Raw genomic sequence first — 20,547 nt, forward strand, 5'->3', positions numbered from 1 at the left:
TTTAAGCGCGGTTTTTGTGAACTCGACCTCGTAGGTCTTTTAGGCTTACCTTTACGGTTTTTTCTGTTTGTGCTTCTTCAGCAAGTTTAAGCAGTTTTTTTGTCTTCTATTAAATCCATAAGGCGTCCGCAGGGACACAATTAAATGCTGGATTGTTACGGTTGAGAATCGCAACTGCTTCGCCAAAGCCGTTTTTGACCACTTACATTGGGATCTTTTTTAGGTCTGAAACGCTTGCGACAAAGCGTGAATGGATAATATTGTTCATATTGGCAATGTCCTAGATATGCAAACAATAGTCAAATACCAACCAATTTAAAGACCTTTTAAAAGACATGTAATTAAATTTAATCAATGAGTTGCTTACAGCATAAGCCATTGAATTAAATTATATTATTACTTATCATAATATTAATCTGACAATAACATTTGCTATGAATACACTTAATTCAAAAGTTAGAAAAGACCTAAAAGATACTTTATTTAAAAATAAGACTTATATAAAGACCAAATGGTGCTTTCCAGAAGGGAGTATCATCCTGTGGTCAACATTCTATAGAGTATACTTACTTATTATTACTTTACTTTTCCTGACATTAACTCTATATTTAAAATTGTGTTTCAATTTTAAATATGAAAACAACTACTCTGATTTATTTAGAAGCTGGAGTAATTTACTAGAATGGCAAGGAACAATCCTAAGTGGTCAATTAACAATAATTGCTATTGTTTATCCTCTAGTAGTTGGCTTTATAAGCATATTTTTTAATAGCAAACACTCTAACAGTGTAATTTTTCCAATTTATAAAAAATATTCTGGCTTTATGTTTGCAGGGTTAAGTGGTATAGGGCTTTCTCTTTTTATTTTATTTGGTTTTCTTCTAGAACCCATTTTAAGTACCATTGATTATTTAGCTTATTGTTTAGCCTCAATCACTTGGTTTGCTTTTAATATTTTACTAACTGCATGGTTTTTCACAAAAACATTTAAAATACTAAATGACTCAACTCGAGAAATTATTATAAAAAGATTCTCAATACAAGTGGCATGCTATAATGATATCAAGCATCGGTTAAAAAACAATTTTATTAAAAACTCTATAAGCTTAGGTTTTATCAAGAATAAAAATGAAGATTTATTAAAAATAAGCCAATTCAGTTGGAATGATAAAAATAACACATATACAGTAAACAAAAAGCTAGATGAAGGTTATGAAATATCCAACATAAATTTTTCACTTATTAATTTTTGTATTAATTTTCAAACTTACTTAATTAAGAGGAATAAGTTAAAAGATTGTGAGTTGATTCTAGAATATGGTTACAATAATACAGGATACTTTACTTTAGCAAAATGTAAAAATTTTAAATTCAACAAAATCTTACAGTATATTTTTAAATTAAGTTTCTCATTCAAAAAAACTACATACAGAGATAATGATGAAGATCTACTAAAAAATTTCGATACATTCATTGAACCTGCATATTTAGCTTTGAAGGACAATGATTTTCGCTCTTTTTCTAAATCTATTAACAGTATTGCTAATTATCATACGGATATAGCAGAAACTTTATCATTTAAAAATGATAACAACGAACCTGACAATTGGCTTTTATTGTCCTCTGGTGAGTTATTCGGACGTACTTATTTTAACAACCTTATGAAAGAGTATCACCATTTAGCTCAGCAATCTGTGGAAAAAATAAGTATAAACACTGAATTTTATAAAGAAATTTTATATCTATATAAGAGATTGTATGGTTACAGAAGTTCATTGACTCAATTGGAAACAACCACTTTTCTTAAAGAGAGCTATAATATGTGGGTACTACTATTGAAGTGGCGCTCATTTGAAATAAAAAGTAATACTAAATCAATAAATAACTACGAAGATATTCTTTATACTTTTGTCTCCTCTTGGGAAAGTTGGATTCAGCATTATATTGAATATAAATCAAAAAGAAGTTATGGAGACAATCAAAAACTTTTAGCCTTTACTACACATTTACAACTAACTGCTTCCACAGTTATATCTGCCCTAAGTTTTGGTAACACACAAGCAATCCAATGGGGAGTAGATATGCTCAACAATTGGCTTGAAGGTTTTAGTAGCCGTGAGTATTTAAATGATGAATATAATTGGAATATGAATTTAATAAATTTCTTTTTATTAAATCAAGAAAAGGATAATAAATTTTGGTTGCCTATTCTGAATGGTTCAATTTTCTCTATCAACAGTGCTTATGAATTAGCATTTCAAAATCTCCAAATTGATCTAAGGATTTTAACAGCATGTTTTATATTGAGATATAAAAATAAACTTAAAAAAAATGATGCTAAAAAATATATAACTGCTTTACTAAAAGGCGATCGTTTCCATCTAACGAGTACTGTTCTAAAAGAAACAAAAACTATTTCGAATGCCGGAGAAGTATTAGGTATCTTTATTCGACAAAGAGATTATCCATTTTATGGACATTCATCGTATGGCGACTGGTTAAATACTACTGTAGAAACTCTGAATGATATATTCAAAGAAAGAATAATATCAGGTCGGGTATATATGGGTGAAGTAGCAAGTATTTATAATTTAAAAATATATTTTGTCGAATTAGCCTTGTCACTTTCTATATCTAAATGGGATTTACCAAGAAAATGGTATTCTTCAATTTTTAGTAGTTTTTACCGCCATCAAGATATTGACTCAATCATCGCTGATCTCAACTCATGGAAACAAATTATTAATGCTCATTTTAATGAATCTCATAATTTTACGCTTATAGAAAATGCAGATTATAACTTATTAAAAGATAACTTTATGCATTCTATCGACTTAGTCATTTCTCAATTACAGTATCAAAATGATCAAAGAATTATTGATGCAGAAATAGATAGGGAACGCTTAATTGAAATGGAGATCCTCTCTTCTCATATATTCACTGCGGAAAATAACCAATTTTTCCCACTATCTCTTTTCAAAGATATTCAGCAAGTATCATCCATACCAGATCAGCAAGCCTCAGGATCTTTATCAATTAACAACTACCAAAAACAATATATTGCTAAGGGAATCGAGGTTTCACATGTTTCAAATGAAGAAGAATGGATAAAAGATGCTGTTCAAAATAATGTCAAGAATACTATCCTTGCTAAAGTTATGAATCTATCTGAAACATTTGATAGATCATTTAACTCCATTGATGATCTGCTAAACGTTGTACTTTCAGTATCGCAATCTATGCCTAGTCCAATTTTCTTCGTCGGTGATCCAGAATTAAAAAAATATTTAAGAAAACTTCAATGGGAAAACAAAGATCATTTAGCTAATTTTATTACATTTAAAAATAATCAAGCTAGCGAATATATTTGTAATATTGGAAGTTGCGAAACTTTCAGCACACCATTTACTGATATGAGTTATTGTATTTTGACTTCAAAGGATATCTTCGATAAATTAATAGCTTACAAAAATGAAAACGGAAATGTTGTCCAAACAATATTTGAACTGATTGAACCCGATCAACTAGAAGGCAAATTAATCTTTAAATACTGGTTAGATCTTTGTTTTAAACAAGATGTGCAAATTTTCAAACTTATATTAAATCTAACCACAGATAGCTAAACCTAAAAAAGACCGCCTAAGCGGTCTTTTAATTACTATCTCATCAAGCCACTGGCGATAACGTAAACAACACCTGTCCTGTTTTCACCGTTTGCCCTTTTTCAATGGTAATGGCTTCAACCTTCATACGTTCAGGTGCGATAATTGGAATCTCGATCTTCATCGCTTCAATCACAGCAAGCGTTGCACCTTCTTCCACAATATCGCCTGACTTGCATTCAATTTTCCAAATACTTCCCGGCATGTGCGATTCCACTGCACAGCCACCTTCTGGAATTTGAACATCACTATCATCGGTCACAGCATCTAAGCTTTCAGAAACATATTCTGCAAGCCCGGCTTCATGCCAACGACGACGTTCTTCATCAAAATTGGCTTGTTGGATAGATTTAAATGCTGAGATAGATTCGGCATTTTCAGTCAAGAAGTCATTGTATTCTTTGAGGTTCAATACACCTTCTTCTACATGCAGTTTTAAGCGACCTGCTTTAAAGTCCTCACGCATTTGCATGAGTTTCTCTTCAGACACTTCATAAAACTTAATTTGGTCAAAGAAGCGTAATAACCATGGCTTGCCTTGTTCAAAATCGGCATTTTTGCGGTAGCGTGACCACATTTGCGTGGTACGACCGACAAACTGATAGCCCCCTGGACCTTCCATGCCATAGACACACATATATGCACCGCCAATACCGACAGCATTTTCAGGTGTCCAAGTTCGTGCAGGATTATATTTGGTGGTGACTAAACGCTGACGCGGATCAAGTGGCGTTGCCACAGGTGCGCCTAAGTACACATCGCCCAAGCCCATGACCAAATAACTTGCGTCAAACACCACATCTTTAACAGCTTGTTTGTCTTTTAAGCCATTAATACGACGGATAAATTCGATATTGTCTGGGCACCACGGTGCATCTGGACGCACCGTTTGCATATAACGTTCGGTTGCCAGTTGGGTTTGTGAATCTTCCCAAGCCAGCGGTAAATACACCGTACGTGATGGAACTTGCATTTCTGTGACATCAGGCAATTCAGCTTCAGCAACTTGTAATAAACGCAGTAAATCAATTTGATCAAGCTTGATCGAATCAAAATGGATTTGTAGCGAACGAATCCCCGGTGTCAGGTCAATAATCCCTGTGATATTTTGCTTTTGAACCCATTGCATGAGTGCATGAATACGGAAGCGTAAGTTTAGATCAAGCACCAACTCACCATATTCCACCAACATGTAGTTATTGCCCGCAGGACGATACACCACATCAGGCGCACTATTTTCACCTTTTAAGGTATCAAGCACAGCATTTTTCAGGGTAGATAACTCAGGATAAAATGACTGATCAAATGCCACAGCCTGCGTATCAGATACTTCTAATTGCGTATGATATTTTTCATTTAAGAGCTTAGCTTGATGATAACTCACAGGGATAAATCTGACTTTGTCTCCTGCTTTCAATTGACCGAGTTTCCAAAGCTCAGAATTAATCACCACGGCAGGACAAACGAAACCACCGAGACTTGGACCATCTGGACCGAGAATAATCGGCATATCACCGGTGAAATCAATCGCACCAATGGCATAAGCATTGTCATGAATATTGGATGGATGCAGACCTGCTTCACCACCATCCTCACGTGCCCATTCCGGTTTTGGTCCAATCAAACGGATACCGGTACGGCTTGAGTTAAAGTGAATTTCAAACTCGTTGGCAAAGAAGGTATCAATGTCTTTTTTAGTAAAGAAGTCTGGTGCACCATGCGGGCCGTACATCACCGCAATTTCCCATTCATGACTAAACGTTGGCACTTGTTCAGGCGCAAGTGCTGTCACTTGTTCAGATGTAAATGCCGTGATTGGCAACATATCTCCAATCAATAAATTACGACCAGCATGACCACCAAACTGACCAAGGGTAAAGGTCGCTTGTGAACCTAAATATTCAGGCACATTCAGACCACCTTTAATCCCGATATAGGTGCGACAACCTGTGGCGATTTTGCCACATTTGAGCACTTGACCTTTGCGCACATTCACGGTTTTCCACATTGGCACAGCCACACCATCAAGGGTTGATGGCATATCACCACCCGCCAATACAATTTGGCTATCACAGTGGAATTTTAAGCTTGGTCCTTGCAAAGTACATTCAAGCCCTGCAGTGTTATAAGCATTGCCAAGCAATTGATTCGCAACATTAAGTGACAGTGGATCAATTGCACCAGATGGTGGCACACCGACATCCCAATAGCCCAAACGACCTGTCACATCTTGCACAGAAGTTTGAATGCCTGATTGCAACACTTCAATTTTTTGGGTTTTCCACTCAAATGTATTTAAGAATCGTGTGGTTTGCGTACCGGCTTTAAATACATCACAATCGATAATATTTTGTAGATATTCAAGATTGGTTTCGATGCCTGCAACCGATGTTTTGGCGAGTGTTTCGGTCATGGCTTGAATTGCTGAATCGCGGTCATCTGCCGTGACAATGATTTTGGCAATCATCGGGTCATAAAATGATGAGACATTTGAACCGGTTTCTACCCAAGTTTCATTGCGTGCATTGGCATCAAACGCAACATGTGTCAGTAAACCAGCACTGGGTTGGAAGTTTTTAATTGGGTCTTCTGCATATAAACGTACTTGAATTGAATGACCTTTCGATTCAAGTTGTGCTGTTGGTGCAATCCAATCACCACTACCGAGAGTGATCATCCATTCCACAAGGTCTACACCAAACACTTGCTCTGTCACACCATGTTCAACTTGCAGACGAGTATTCACCTCTAGGAAATAGAATTCTTGCGTGTCGGTATCCATGACAAATTCAACGGTACCTGCCGAACGGTAATTCACCGATTGCATCAACTGAATCGCGACATTTTGAATATACCTACGTTGTTCATCGTTTAAGTGCGGTGCAGGCGTTTCTTCCACGACTTTTTGGTTACGACGTTGCACCGAACAATCACGTTCCCCGAGTGCTAACACCAAGCCTTTCCCATCACCAAAAATTTGCACTTCGATATGACGGGCATTTTGTACAAATTTCTCAAGGTACAAACCTGCATCTTTAAAGTTGGCTTGGGCAAGATATGACACTGTAGAATAAGCATCTTTCAGCTCTTCTTCATTCCACACCAAACGCATGCCAATACCGCCACCGCCTGCGGTACTTTTCAGCATCACAGGATAACCAATACGATTGGCTTCAAGCAGTGCTTCAGCTTCATCTGCCAAAAGCTGACTGCCCGGCAATAAAGGCACATTTGCTTGAATCGCGAGTTCACGCGCGGTATGTTTTAAGCCAAAGGATTTCATTTGCGCCGAATTTGGCCCTAAAAATACGATGCCTTGAGCTTCACACAGATCACAAAATTCCGCATTTTCAGACAAAAAACCATAGCCGGGATGAATCGCTTCTGCGCCTGTTTGTTTTGCGACTTCTAAAATTTTATCGACATTTAAATAACTTTGGCTGGCAGGACTATCACCAATAAATACCGCTTCATCCGCCAAGGTCACATGCAAAGAATCACGATCTGCTTCTGAATACACCGCAACAGATTGAATGCCTAATTTTTTGAGTGTACGGATCACACGACAAGCAATTGCACCACGGTTGGCAATGAGGACTTTATTGAACATAGTATTACTCCTCGCCTTCACGGATGATCAGCTGAATTTTTGTTGGGTTATAAGCATTACATGGGTTGTTTAGTTGTGGGCAATTTGAAATGAGGACGATGAGATCCATTTCGGCTTTAATCTCGACATATTTTCCCGGTGCAGAAATACCGTCATCAAATTTCAAATGTCCCTCAGCGGTCACAGGCACATTCATAAAAAAGTTAATGTTTGGGCCGATATGGCGCACATTTAAGCCATGTTTTTTTGCTATCGGATGTTGTGACAACGCAATCATGAAATTATTACGGCAACTGTGCATTGGAAATTTGTCATGTGCATAGCGAACAGTGTTGCTTTCACATGAACATGCACCGCCTAAGGTGTCATGACGACCACAGTTGTCGTCATGGATGGTGGCAATTTTGTTGCCAAAGTTGGTATATAGCGCTGTGCCTTTTTCTAAATAGATCTGTTGGTTAATCGCTAAAGTATCCGTAGCGCTATAACGTTCTTCAGGGTTTTGGCTCGAGATAAATAGTGTATCCACCGCTTGATTGCCTTCGAGGTCAATGATACGGAAAAACTGCCCTTTTTTCACTTCGCACATCCATGCTTCACCGGCAGGACATACTTCGCTTAACACTGATTTTTCATGATTTTGTGTTGGGTTTACTAATGCTGTCATGATCATTCCCCTCAAGCCGTTAAAGCGTAGTAGCGGTTATTATTTTGAAAAGCACGTTGATTTTGCGGGCAAGAATCACGGCATACATCTGTTTCAGCTAAAGGATTGGCTTTAAATAAGCTTAGTTGTACATCAGCAGGTTTATATTCTTCTGCTTGAGATAATCCATGTGGTGCACTAGATAAAAACACCAAACAATCCATTTCAAAGCGCAGTTCAATCACTTGATTTGTATTGTCCGAAGCAACATAACTTAAGTTACCGTTGTCATCAGGTTGAACTTTAGAGAATAAATTTAAGGTACTGCTGAGGTCAGTTGCAGATAAACCAAACTTGGTCATTTCAAGCAGCAAGCTATCCTTTCCGCTGCGGTACATATCGTTACGGGCATCTTGGAAAGTTTTTGAACCAAATTGTTGTTCGATTTGTTCTGCTGTACTTGGTGCACAAAAAGCATCATTCCAAGCGTGATCATCTTTCACAATCGAGATCATGGCACGGCCTAAATCCGATGCCAAAATATGACCCGTACTTAAATATGCCGTGTGCTGCCCTTTAAGACTATCTGGCATGTTGTAGCGTTCAAGCTTATCTTCACTATTTACACAGTACAGTGCCACATTGGCATTTTGCCCTAGCGATTTAAGCTGTAATACTGCCCCACGCTGAATACGCGCTGACCAGTGGTATCCACCCGGTAAAAGTTCAGTCCATAGTGCTTTATCTTCATGATAATGTGTTGTGCTCATTGCAGCCTCTGCCTAATTCTTAACTGTTTACCTCCCGGGCTTTTATCCCTCCGTGCAGCTTTGCTTTGAATTAAAACGAAGCCGTGAACTCTCGGTCGCGGTCATACATGAAGATGTATCGGAACCCTAGATCACTTTATGATGTATGTAGAAATGCAAAGGCTGTGCCAATTTAGTATTACCAATTTATATAAACGTAATACTGCTATTTATTAGACTTTTTTATAGTATTGAGCTATAGCATGACCAAATCGGGTGCAGCCCATGCACAAAATTGCTGCAAAAATTGCAAAAAAAAAGCCCAAAATCATTTTTGGGCTTTATGTAATGCATAAAAATTATTTTACCAATATCTCATGGAACATATGACGTAGCCATTGATGGCTGGTTTTATGATGGCAAGACATATGCCAATATTGCTTCACGCCATAGGTTGGAAACGCAATCGGCGCATCAAATATTTTTAAGTTTCCGCGTGAAAGCAATACTTCACTCAAGTAGTACGGCACAGTAGCAATCGCATCAGTGTCTTGCACGACTAAGCCTACACCTAAATAACTAGGTAAACGCATCAAAATATCACGTTTTAAATCAAGGTTAAGCAGCTCATTTTCAATATGGTAGTGCCCCATCCCTGCATCAATATCAATGTGCGACTCTGATAAATATTGCTCAGTTGTAATGGTGTCACCCGTTAATCGTGGATGGTCCTTGGCTGCAATCACCACATAATATTGCTCAAACAGTTTTTGCTGATAAAAGCCGCTTTCCAAATGCGGTAAAAACCCCAGTGCTAAATCAATTTCACCATTCGCCATCTGATAACTGGTTTCAGTGGTAATCGGGCGTACATTCAGACGTATTTGTGGCGCGTGTTTTTTTAGATATTGGCTGATTTTAGGCAATAAAACCAAATGCGAAACATCGGTCATGGCCAAAGTAAATTGTTGATCTGAAATAGCTTGATCAAAATTAATCGTAAAATTATTAATGGCTTCAACTTTACTCAAGGCTTCGCTGACTAAAGGAAATAATTGACGCGATAACTCCGTAGGCACCATTTCATTGCCGATACGTAAAAATAAGGGGTCGTTATAATGCTGTCGTATTTTATTTAAAATATTACTGACTGTAGGCTGACTCATTTGCAAGTGTTCAGCAGCTTGCGACACATTTTTGTACTTATAAACATGAAAAAAAATGCTAAGAAGTTTACAGTCCAATTCAAACACGAAAGATTTAGTCCCTAATTAAATATTGCAAGTTATGCTGTGCATCATCTGCTGAATTATACAAAAAGCCAATAACGAAATATTACTTTTATTGCAGATGAAACGCCAGTTTAGCCTGCTCAGTTGCAATCAGCTTTTCAACACTCCAATCCGTCCGCATAATAGACACAGCTCGAATTTGGATATCAACATGCTTCAAGGAAAAAAACTGGTTTGTTTTGATTTAGATGGCACACTTATCGACTCTGTTGGCGTGTGGAATCAGGTCGATGCAGATTTGATTCAACAGTTAACTGGACAAACCATCCAACTGGATTTCATTCAACGTGAACGTGACATTCAGCTACAATTATTTAAAAACACACCAGACCCTTACTTAATGTACTGTAACTATCTAAAAGATACTTATAGAATTGAACAACACTCTGCAGATCAAATCAAACAGCAACGATATGCCATTTCACAGCATTTTTTAGAACATATCATCTTGCTTAAACCACATGCAGCATTATTTGTTCAACAGCTCATTCAGCAAGGCATTCAGGTGGCAATTACCACCACGACCAGCCTGCAAAATATTTATCGATATCAAAAAAATATCCACATTTATCCAAAGCTGCATTTTGAAAATAGCTTTGATCTGATCCTGACCCGTGAAAATGTCAAAAATATTAAGCCTCATCCTGAAGTCTATTTACAGGCGATTCAACATTTTGCAGTAAAACCTGAAGAATGTTTAATTTTTGAAGATTCACTCATTGGTGTAGAAGCCGCAAATGCTGCGGGTATTGAAGTCGTTGCCGTGTATGATGCATATTCAGAGCACGAAATTGAGCAAATCAAAAATAAAGCGGATTATTTTATCCATGATTTCTCTTCGGTTCTGAACTAAGTTAAAGTAAATAAACGTTCGCTTAAAAGTTAAAAAGCAGCCCAACTTAGAGGCTGCTTTTGATATTTTTGCATCTATAGATAATTGATCTATTTTACTTTTTTATAAATGGATCCAGACCCAACTAAATTTCCAGTTTTTTCGTCAATTGCAAATTCAACAGCACCTGTCCCAGAGTTTACAGCCAGTAAACCAGATTCAGCGACAGATGCAGGTACAGGATTTTTCTTTTCAGATTTACCACTTTGTTTATCTTTTAAAGTATTGGTAATGAAATAGTTTTCACCATTTTTACTAATAATCAGCGCATTTTCAAGTTGCGGATCTACTGCGGTATTTTGCCATGTTCCAGCATAATCAGGCGCTGGACTTTGTTTACATGCAGTGAGGAGAACTGCGAACAACATCGCAGAAAATAATTGAATCTTTTTCAAAATACTGACCTTCTTTGTCAATGAGTTTTGCATTATAGAAAGCCTTGAAGAGAACTTAAGACCGTTCATGTTGTGCAAAAGTTGCAAACCAAGTCCTGCTGTTTTTCTTTTGTCATGTTTTGAAACATTTGTAGTCTTTCATAATAAATAAGCCCACTTGATCGTGGGCTTATTTAAATATTTTCAATCTTTAGATTTATACGATTTGACGCATTGAACCGGTTTCTTCAAAAGTGGCATGCCAAGACAAAGCCTCTTTTAAAATATGCGGCGTTTGACCACCACGCTCACATGCGCGTTCAAAGTAGCTCAACAATGCTGCGCGATAATCTGGATGTGCACAGATTTCAATGACTTTACGTGCACGCTCACGTGGTGAAAGACCACGTAAATCTGCCAAGCCCTGCTCTGTAACCACGATATCAACGTCATGGTCAGTATGGTCTGTATGACTCACCATTGGCACGACAGATGAAATCGCACCGCCTTTTGCAATCGACTTGGTTACGAAAATGGCAATGTGCGCATGACGAGTAAAGTCTCCTGAACCACCGATACCGTTCATCATTTTCGTACCCGTCACATGGGTCGAATTTACGTTTCCGTAAATATCAAACTCAAGCGCCGTATTAATCGCGATAATGCCTAAACGTCGAATGATTTCAGGGTTATTAGATAGCTCTTGTGGACGTAACACAATTTTGTCTTTGTACTGATCAAAATTGTTCATCACGTGCTGTGCACAAGGCTCAGACAATGTCATTGAACAGCCTGAGGCAAATTTCATTTTTCCAGAATCAATTAGCTGGAAAGTACAGTCTTGTAGTACTTCTGAATACATTTCCAAATCATGAAAATTAGAATGCTCAAAACCTGCGAATACAGCATTGGCAATCGAACCCACACCTGACTGTAGCGGGCCTAAATTTTCAGGCAAACGCCCTGCTGCCACTTCACCTTCAAAGAAATCAATCAGGTGCTGAGCAATCGCTAGGGTTTCAGCATCAGGTTCATCCATTTTAAACTGGGTATCTGGCAGATCATTCAACACAATAGCTGAAATCTTATCGGGGCTGACATTGATCCCAATTGTACCAATACGTTCACCGACCTGAGTCAGTGGAATTGGCCCACGGTTTGGTCGCGCTTTCGGAACATATATATCATGTACACCTTCGAGCACTGGGTTAATCGTGTTATCAATTTCAATAATTACATGATCTGCCATTTCAATGAAATTTGCTGAGTTACCACATGAACCTGTCGGAATAATTTGACCATCTTCGGTAATTGCAGTCGCTGCAATAACTGCCACATTAATGCGCGGTAAATTATGATGACGAATATTATCGGCCATTTCAGACAAGTGTTGGTCAATATACATGACCTCGCCAGCGTTGATGGCTTTACGTAAACCTGGATCTGCCTGATACGGATAACGACGTTCTATCGCATGTGCCGCATTGAGACGACCATCGATACTATTTCCTAAACTAGCACCCGTTGCCAAAGTGATACGAAGAGGATGTGAAACTGCATGATCTGCAAGCGCCAAAGGAACCGTCTTTGCCTCACCTGCACCACCAAAACCACTTAAACCAACCACTGAACCATCTTGAATTAACTCAATCGCTTTTTCAGCAGACATCACTTTGTCGCGAAGGGAGAGTAAGCGAATGCGATCTAAACCACTCATAATTAAATCTCAAAAAATAAATATCTCAAAATAAACATCTTTTTTCGCCATCCCAGCGAACTGAGATAGCGTTTGTTATTGCTTATCTAAAAACGTACTTATCTAAAAGCTTACTTATATAAATTGAGGCAAATTAAATCAGTTCAACCGCAATTGCAGTTGCTTCACCGCCACCAATACACAGTGCTGCGACACCTTTTTTACCGCCAGTGCGTTTTAAGGCATGAATCAGCGTCACAATAATACGTGAACCTGATGAACCTAGTGGGTGACCAAGTGAGCAAGCACCACCATGAATGTTCACTTTTGCTTCATCTAAGTTAAATCCATCAATCGCCAGCATTGTAACCATAGCAAATGCTTCATTGACTTCCCACAGGTCAACCTCTTGTGCATCCCAACCCGCTTGTGCAAGCACTTTCTCAATAGCACCGACTGGAGCAATCGTGAACTCTGACGGATGCTGTGAATTTGTAGCATAAGCAACAACTTTTGCTAGTGGTGTTAATCCACGTGCTTGAGCCGTTTCTTCTGATGTAACCACCAAAGCTGAAGCACCGTCAGAAATTGAGCTGGCATTGGCAGCTGTGATCGTGCCGTCTTTTTTGAATGCAGGACGCAGTGTTGGGATTTTTTCAGGCTTAGCACTTAATGGCTGTTCATCTGTGTCAACAACGACGTCACCTTTACGGCTTTTAACAGTAACTGGCACGATTTCATTTTTGAAGAAACCGCCTTGAATCGCTGCAACGGCTTTATTGAGTGAGTTGATGGCAAAAGCATCTTGTTGTTCACGGGTATAGCCTTTTTTATCTGCCATATCTTGTGCCAGAATACCCATCGATAAACCTGTCTCAGCATCTTCCAAGCCTTCTTGAAACATGTGATCTGTGGTTTTACCATGACCCATACGATAGCCTGAACGCGCTTTTTCAAGTAAATATGGCGCATTTGACATCGACTCCATACCACCAGCAACCACAATATTAGCAGAACCGGCTTTAATCGCATCAGCTGCTTGCATCACTGCCTTCATGCCTGAACCACAAATTTTATTAATCGTGGTGGCACCCGTTGTATCTGGTAAGCCTGCTTGACGCATCGCTTGGCGTGCAGGACCTTGTTTAAGACCAGCCGGTAATACACAGCCAAAAATAACTTCGTCAATATCTGTAGGTTCTAAACCTGCACGTGCAACAACAGCCTGAATCGCTGCAGCACCTAAGTCTGGGGCTGTACAAGATGAAAGTGAACCCTGAAAACCACCCATCGCTGTACGTACGCCATCTACAATTACAATCATTTCTTATTTCATCCTGTTTTAAATCTTTTAACCCCGAGGAACCATGACTGGTTCCTCAGATTTTCCATCTTAATGTTTTTCACAGTGGTTTCGATGAAACCTTAAGATTGAGCGGTGAAGTATTCTTCAGATAGCTGCATGATAAGTTCAGAACCTGCTTTAATGCGTTGAGCACGGGCAGCAAGGTCAGGTAGAACTTTCTCAACATAGAAATCTGCGAGTACCAGTTTGTTTTGGAAGAAGCTCTCTGGTTTTGCAGCCGCAGCTTTGCTAATACGCGCAAACATATACACAAAGCTGAGTAAACCAACAGCGTGCAGGTAATCGACTGCCACCGAACTGCTAAAGTCTGGGGTGGTCTTAGATTGTTCTACAATGAATTGCGTTAATGCTTCAACTTCGTCAGAAACTTGCAATGCTGCAGATTTAACTTTTGAATCAGCCATGGTTGCAGCAAAGTCACGAATTTCAGCAATGTATTCGGCAATAAATGCACCATTACATTTCGTGGTTTTGCGTCCAATTAAATCAATCGCTTGTACGCCATTTGTGCCTTCGTAAATCTGTGAAATACGTAAGTCACGAATGCATTGCTCCATACCCCATTCACGGATATAGCCATGACCACCAAAGCACATTTGCGCTTCTAAAGTAGCTTGTAGGGCTGTATCTGTTAGGTAGGCTTTTGCAATAGGTGTCAATAAAGCCACGCGGTCATTGGCTTTTTTCACAGCAGCTTCATCAGTTGAATATTTTGTAATATCCAGTTGCTGACCAACATACACAGCAAATGCACGAGATGCTTCGTTGTTGGCGCGTACATTCAACAACATACGACGTACATCACCATGTACCAAAATAGAGTCTGCTGGTTTTTCAGGAGATTTCACACCTGTCGCAGAACGACCTTGTAGACGATCAGTCGCATACTGTGCAGCATTTTGGTAAGCAAATTCTGCAGCACCAATCCCTTGGATACCCATCGATAAACGTTCATAGTTCATCATGACAAACATCGCCGCAAGACCTTCGTTTTCTTTACCAACGATATAACCTTTGGCGCCATCAAAGTTCATGACACACGTTGCAGAACCTTTAATACCCATCTTGTGTTCAATTGAACCCGCTGAAACAGCATTGCGTTCACCGACTGAGCCATCGGCATTGACATGGAATTTTGGAACGATAAACAATGAAATACCACGTGAACCCGCAGGTGCATTTGGCGTTTTTGCTAACACAAGATGGATGATGTTTTCACACAGATCATGTTCACCACTGGTGATGAAAATTTTCGTGCCTGTAATGTTAAATGAACCATCTTCATTCGGCTCTGCTTTGGTTTTAATGATCCCCAAATCAGTCCCTGAATGTGGTTCAGTTAAACACATAGTGCCTGACCATTCACCCGTATAAAATTTTGGAAGATAGGTTTCTTTTTGCTCTTGCGAAGCACGGTCATTAATCGCCATACCTGCACCCACAGTCAGTAGTGGATACAACATAAATGATGGATTGGTACTCCAAATCATTTCGTCAGCAAGTACCGTCAACATTTTCGGCATGTTTTGGCCGCCCCATTCTTCAGAAGCGCCTAAACCAACCCAACCACCTTCGGCGAATTGTTTAAAAGCGTCTTTAAACCCTGTAGGCGTAGTAACAATACCATTACTAAACTGCGCACCACCTTCTTCATCGGCTGTACGGTTCAAGTCTAGAATAACGTTTTTAGAAAACTTAGCCATTTCTTCTAAAATAGCATTTGCAGTCGCCATATCAATATGAGCTAAGTTTTCATTTGACTGCCAGAACTCATCTGCATTGAATACATCATTTAAGATGAAGTCCATGTCCTTTAACGGCGCATTGTATATTGGCATTGTACTTTCCTTTTCTACAGGCTTTGTCAGCGTCTTTGACAAAGTACTTTTTTAAAGTTGCACGCTCCCGCACAAAATCATCAAATCAATTTTGTGTGGATTTTTTTAAAGATCTGTTTTTTCAGATAGATATCTAAAAAGAATATAGATAATGTGTTTTTACCGACAAGTGAAAAATAACCACCTGATATTTTGAGCAGCATTATTTTATTACACTTAAATAAATTTATTGAGTTGACTAAATTTATAATTGGTAATTGATTAAAACCAAACATAATAGTACCCATAATCATGTTTAATTTAGGTTGTATTAATAACATAACAACCAAGACCGTTTTGTTAAATGCTGCTTTTGTTGTAAAAGCGAAAAGACAATAAATTAAAAAAAATAAAAATGGAATTTTATTTCAAAAAAATGACCTCAAGGGTTCAGTTTTATTGACATTAATTTTATGCTATGAATTCTATATGCTTTACGCACTCTACTAATGTGTTTATTTTTAAACCAATTTATGTAATATTTGAGACCATAGTGGAATGTAAGATTCACAAGATTTAGCTTAAGCTAGGCTTGTTCACCCTCAAGCTGTTTATGGAACAGGTATCATGAGTTCAGTACGCCAACAAAATTTTATCCTTCGCAAGGAAAAAATTTTAGCCATGGCAGAAACCCTGCTATTAGATAATAATCAAGACATCACCTTAAGTGAGTTAGCTTGTGAACTAGATATTGCCAAAGGCACGATTTATAAACATTTTAAAAGTAAAAACCAATTATATTTAGAACTGATTATCTTAAATGAAAAACGATTATTAGAAATTTCAAAAAAATATAATCATGATATTAAAACTTATGTTTCACAATATATGCTTTATAATATGTTGAATTCTAATAGAACTATATTATTACATGTCATTGAAGAACGCTTAACCAATAATGAGCGTAAATTAAAAGAGTTATTTGAAGAGCTCTATCGTGTTCGTGAAGAACGTATTATTGAAATTAAGGATATGACCAGTGATTATCTAAAATCACTTGAAAGCGCAATGTCGATTCGTGATTATTTATCCTATATTTGGACGGTCACTTATGGTGCATCCCTACTCCTCAATTCAACGCATTATCAAAAATCAATCGGTTCACGTGAACGTTTAATCAAGCTATATATTAATCAGGCGCTGATGACGCCAGATAAAATTTCAGCCGTATAAAATTGATTTATAAATAAAAAAGCCGAACAATTGTTCGGCTTTTTTTATTCATTAGACAATATCTAGGTTATGCAATCACAGGTGGGAAACCATCTTCGGTTAAAGCGCTAATCAATTGCTCTGCACTAGCACTAGATTCAACGTCCACTAATTTTGTAGCTACATCAATAGTGACTGTTGCATTTTCGTCTAAGTCTTTAATCGTTGCTGTCACGCTACGTGCGCAACCACCGCATGTCATATTATCAATACGAAATTTCATGATATTCATCCTTCTTTTCTAATAACAACACTATAAACCTTGCCACGATTGTAAGGTCAAGCGGATTTAAATCTTTGCTGTATGGCAGCACTCAGCCATGCCCGTTTCGATTTGATTTAAAATCGTACAATCGGCTTGATCATTACCGGCACAGCCATCTACAGATTGTTGCAAGATCTCAACCATGGCCTGTAAGTCTGCGATTTTTTGATTTAAGGTCTGGATATGTTTTAACGCCAATGCTTTAACTTCTACACTTTGCCGACTTTGATTTTTCCAAAGCCCAAGTAAATCTTTCATTTGTTCAGAAGAAAAACCTAAATCACGCGCATGTCTTAAGAAACTCAAGGTTTTAATATCGGCTTCCGAGTAAACTCGATAGCCGGCATCGGTGCGCTGCGCATTATTTAACAGCCCAATCGATTCATAATAGCGGATCATTTTTGCAGAAATGCCCGATGCTTTCGCTGCTTGTCCAATATTCATCTCAAGACTCCTGAAAAACTGGCCCTTTAAATGCTTTTAAACGCAAGGCATTTGACACAACAAACACCGATGAAAGTGCCATTGCACCTGCGGCGAACATAGGTGAAAGCAATATGCCAAAGAATGGATATAACACACCTGCAGCGACGGGAATCAATGCTGCATTGTAAATAAATGCCCAAAATAGATTTTGGCGAATATTATTCATCGTCGCAGTACTCAGTGCGATTGCTGTCGGTACCATTTGTAAATTACCCGACATAAGCACAACGTCCGCAGCCTCTATCGCCACATCTGTCCCTGTACCAATAGCCATGCCGACATCTGCTTGCGCAAGTGCAGGCGCATCATTAATGCCATCGCCGACAAAACAAACAACACCATGTTCTTTTTGCAATTGTTGTACAGATTGCACTTTTTGGTCTGGCATTACTTCAGCGATCACATGATCAATCTTCAACTGTCGTGCTATGGCAGTGGCAGTATGTCGGTTATCGCCTGTAATCATGGCCACTTTCAGCCCTAAATCATGCAAAGCTTGAATGGCTGCGAAGGTTGTAGCTTTGATTGGGTCGGCTACAGCAACAATGGCAGCAAGCTGTTGATCGATCGATACATAGAGCGGGGTTTTCCCTTCATTGCCCATGCGTTCTGCCAGTGCTGAAAAGATTTGTGTTTCTAAACCAAGTTTATGCATCAAATGATCTGCACCAATATAAATGCTTTGTCCTTCAACAACCGCCTGAATCCCAGCACCAGTCACGGAATCAAACTGTTCAACTTCTAAAAGTTGCACTTGCATCTCTTTCGCAGCTTGTACAATGGCATAGGCAATCGGATGTTCAGATTTCTGCTCTACAGAGGCCAATAACTGAAATACGCGATCTTTATCAAAAGCTTCAGTGACTTCAAAATCTGTCAGTTTCGGTTTACCTTCCGTCAATGTCCCTGTTTTATCGACTGCAACCACTTGAGTATTTTTGAGTTGTTGTAAGGCTTCACCTTTACGGAACAATACTCCAAGCTCTGCACCTCGCCCTGTACCGACCATGATAGATGTTGGCGTTGCCAAACCCATTGCACATGGACATGCGATGATCAGTACTGCTACAGCATTGACTAAGGCATAGGTTAAACTCGGTTCAGGTCCAACTACATACCAAACTAAAAAGGTGATCAACGCCAACGCCATTACCACCGGTACAAACCATAACGTGACTTTATCCACCAAAGCTTGAATCGGTAATTTTGAACCCTGAGCCTGTTCGACCATATGGATAATTTGTGCCAAAACAGAATCTTGACCTACCGCAGTGGCTTGTATTTTCAAGGCCCCATTTTGGTTAATCGTTCCACCGACAACTTGATCACCGGCTTTTTTCTCGACAGGAATTGGCTCGCCACTGATCATGGATTCATCAATATAACTGTTCCCAGACACTACAGCACCATCGACTGGGCAACGTTCACCAGGCCGTATTTCAATCAACATACCTGTTTCAACATCACTAATCGGCAAATCTATATAGCTACTAGATTGCTCAACACGTGCTGTTTTGGGTTGCATGCCGACTAAGTATTGAATAGCTTGCGAGGTTTTACCTTTGGCTTTCGCCTCCATAAAACGACCCAAAAGAATCAACGCCACAATTACTGCGGCTGCTTCAAAGTACACATGAACCGTACCTTGCGGTAATAATTGCGGAGCAAATGTTGCAACACAAGAAAAACTATAAGCAGATAAAGTCCCGACTGCGACCAAAGAATTCATATCTGGGGCAAGTCGCGCAAGTGCTGGTATGCCGTGCTGATAAAAGCGTCTTCCGGGTAGGATTAACACCAAAGTGGTTAATATAAACTGAATATACCAACTATTTTGTGTCCCTAAATTATGTGCAATAAAATGATGAAAAGCTGGAATCATATGTGATCCCATCTCCAAGATAAAAACAGGAACAGCGAGTACCAATGCGATGATTAAATCACGTTTGAGCAACCGAGCTTCATCGGCTTTTTTTTCTGCCATTGTCGGTTGTAGTTGTGTAGCAACGGTCGCACTGTATCCCGCTTTTTTAACTGCCGCGATCAATTCCTGTGTTTTTGAAACTGGCGCCTGAACAAAGGCTTTTTCACTGGCTAAATTTACCGTTGCTTTATTGACACCGTCTACAGCGTTTAAGGCTTTTTCAACCCGTGCCACACATGAAGCACAGGTCATTCCATCAATATTTAATTCAATATTGGGCTGTGCAATATGAAAACCTGCTTTTTCTACAGACTTCGCCAATGCAGAATTTTCAACAGATGCCAATGCCGTAATCGTGGCTTTTTCAGTTGCCAAATTCACTTTTGCATCGATGACTTCTGGAACTACCTTTAAGGCTTTTTCAACACGTGCAACACACGATGCGCAAGTCATTCCTTCAATTTCAAGTTCAATCTGCTTTTGTGCAACGCCAAAA

The 20,547-nt window shown here is 38.9% G+C and carries 14 protein-coding genes, 1 pseudogene and 1 riboswitch; of the genes and pseudogenes, 3 read left to right on the plus strand and 12 right to left on the minus strand.

Annotated elements, in window-relative coordinates; genetic code table 11:
- Window position 1: 1 nt before the first annotated feature.
- Window positions 2-202, minus strand: a pseudogene (locus tag FTT94_RS16555) (antitoxin).
- A gap of 232 nt (window positions 203-434) precedes the next feature.
- On the opposite strand from FTT94_RS16555, the gene FTT94_RS01075 reads away from it, so the two are divergent.
- The gene (locus FTT94_RS01075) at window positions 435-3,623 is read left to right on the plus strand and encodes a hypothetical protein (RefSeq protein ID WP_180170065.1); all 3,189 of its coding nucleotides are present in this window, start codon (window positions 435-437) and stop codon (window positions 3,621-3,623) included.
- Between the two features lie 43 nt (window positions 3,624-3,666).
- Here the strand turns inward: FTT94_RS01075 and uca are convergent, their stop codons facing one another.
- The 4 genes from uca to FTT94_RS01095 all read right to left on the minus strand — a co-directional run bounded on the left by uca (window position 3,667) and on the right by FTT94_RS01095 (window position 9,920).
- Window positions 3,667-7,272 (minus strand): urea carboxylase, encoded by a 3,606-nt coding sequence (gene uca, locus FTT94_RS01080; protein WP_180170066.1) that lies wholly within the window; start codon window positions 7,270-7,272, stop codon window positions 3,667-3,669.
- A 4-nt stretch (window positions 7,273-7,276) separates the two neighbouring features.
- Entirely contained in the window at window positions 7,277-7,939 is a 663-nt protein-coding gene (locus FTT94_RS01085) for an urea amidolyase associated protein UAAP2 (protein ID WP_180170067.1), read from the minus strand.
- A gap of 11 nt (window positions 7,940-7,950) precedes the next feature.
- Window positions 7,951-8,688, minus strand: coding sequence for an urea amidolyase associated protein UAAP1 (locus FTT94_RS01090; protein WP_180170068.1), 738 nt, complete (start codon window positions 8,686-8,688; stop codon window positions 7,951-7,953).
- A gap of 29 nt (window positions 8,689-8,717) precedes the next feature.
- Window positions 8,718-8,829: riboswitch (guanidine-I (ykkC/yxkD leader) on the minus strand.
- A gap of 197 nt (window positions 8,830-9,026) precedes the next feature.
- Window positions 9,027-9,920 (minus strand): LysR substrate-binding domain-containing protein, encoded by an 894-nt coding sequence (locus tag FTT94_RS01095; RefSeq protein WP_078190935.1) that lies wholly within the window; start codon window positions 9,918-9,920, stop codon window positions 9,027-9,029.
- 190 nt (window positions 9,921-10,110) lie between these two features.
- On the opposite strand from FTT94_RS01095, the gene FTT94_RS01100 reads away from it, so the two are divergent.
- The gene (locus FTT94_RS01100) at window positions 10,111-10,812 is read left to right on the plus strand and encodes an HAD family phosphatase (protein WP_180170069.1); all 702 of its coding nucleotides are present in this window, start codon (window positions 10,111-10,113) and stop codon (window positions 10,810-10,812) included.
- Between the two features lie 89 nt (window positions 10,813-10,901).
- Here FTT94_RS01100 and FTT94_RS01105 read toward each other — a convergent pair whose 3' ends face one another.
- The 4 genes from FTT94_RS01105 to FTT94_RS01120 all read right to left on the minus strand — a co-directional run bounded on the left by FTT94_RS01105 (window position 10,902) and on the right by FTT94_RS01120 (window position 16,125).
- On the minus strand, window positions 10,902-11,219 hold the full coding sequence (locus tag FTT94_RS01105; RefSeq protein WP_111884393.1) for a hypothetical protein: 318 nt from the start codon (window positions 11,217-11,219) through the stop codon (window positions 10,902-10,904).
- Window positions 11,220-11,442: 223 nt separating this feature from the next.
- Entirely contained in the window at window positions 11,443-12,942 is a 1,500-nt protein-coding gene (locus tag FTT94_RS01110) for a succinate CoA transferase (RefSeq protein ID WP_180170070.1), read from the minus strand.
- 133 nt (window positions 12,943-13,075) lie between these two features.
- Window positions 13,076-14,245, minus strand: a complete 1,170-nt coding sequence (locus tag FTT94_RS01115) for a thiolase family protein (RefSeq protein ID WP_078193795.1) — start codon at window positions 14,243-14,245, stop codon at window positions 13,076-13,078.
- Between the two features lie 101 nt (window positions 14,246-14,346).
- A complete protein-coding gene (locus FTT94_RS01120; RefSeq protein WP_180048936.1) occupies window positions 14,347-16,125 on the minus strand; it encodes an acyl-CoA dehydrogenase C-terminal domain-containing protein in 1,779 nt (592 codons plus the stop codon).
- Window positions 16,126-16,731: 606 nt separating this feature from the next.
- On the opposite strand from FTT94_RS01120, the gene FTT94_RS01125 reads away from it, so the two are divergent.
- Window positions 16,732-17,337 (plus strand): TetR/AcrR family transcriptional regulator, encoded by a 606-nt coding sequence (locus FTT94_RS01125; RefSeq protein WP_078190941.1) that lies wholly within the window; start codon window positions 16,732-16,734, stop codon window positions 17,335-17,337.
- Window positions 17,338-17,404: 67 nt separating this feature from the next.
- Here FTT94_RS01125 and FTT94_RS01130 read toward each other — a convergent pair whose 3' ends face one another.
- The 3 genes from FTT94_RS01130 to FTT94_RS01140 form a co-directional block, all read right to left on the minus strand.
- Window positions 17,405-17,599, minus strand: a complete 195-nt coding sequence (locus tag FTT94_RS01130) for a heavy-metal-associated domain-containing protein (protein ID WP_078190942.1) — start codon at window positions 17,597-17,599, stop codon at window positions 17,405-17,407.
- Between the two features lie 66 nt (window positions 17,600-17,665).
- A complete protein-coding gene (gene cueR, locus FTT94_RS01135; RefSeq protein ID WP_111884371.1) occupies window positions 17,666-18,085 on the minus strand; it encodes a Cu(I)-responsive transcriptional regulator in 420 nt (139 codons plus the stop codon).
- A 1-nt stretch (window position 18,086) separates the two neighbouring features.
- Entirely contained in the window at window positions 18,087-20,525 is a 2,439-nt protein-coding gene (locus FTT94_RS01140; protein ID WP_373686010.1) for a copper-translocating P-type ATPase, read from the minus strand.
- Window positions 20,526-20,547 lie beyond the last annotated feature (22 nt).

Origin of the sequence: Acinetobacter sp. YH12027 (genome assembly GCF_013420085.1) — a bacterium.
GTDB classification, from domain to species: domain Bacteria; phylum Pseudomonadota; class Gammaproteobacteria; order Pseudomonadales; family Moraxellaceae; genus Acinetobacter; species Acinetobacter amyesii.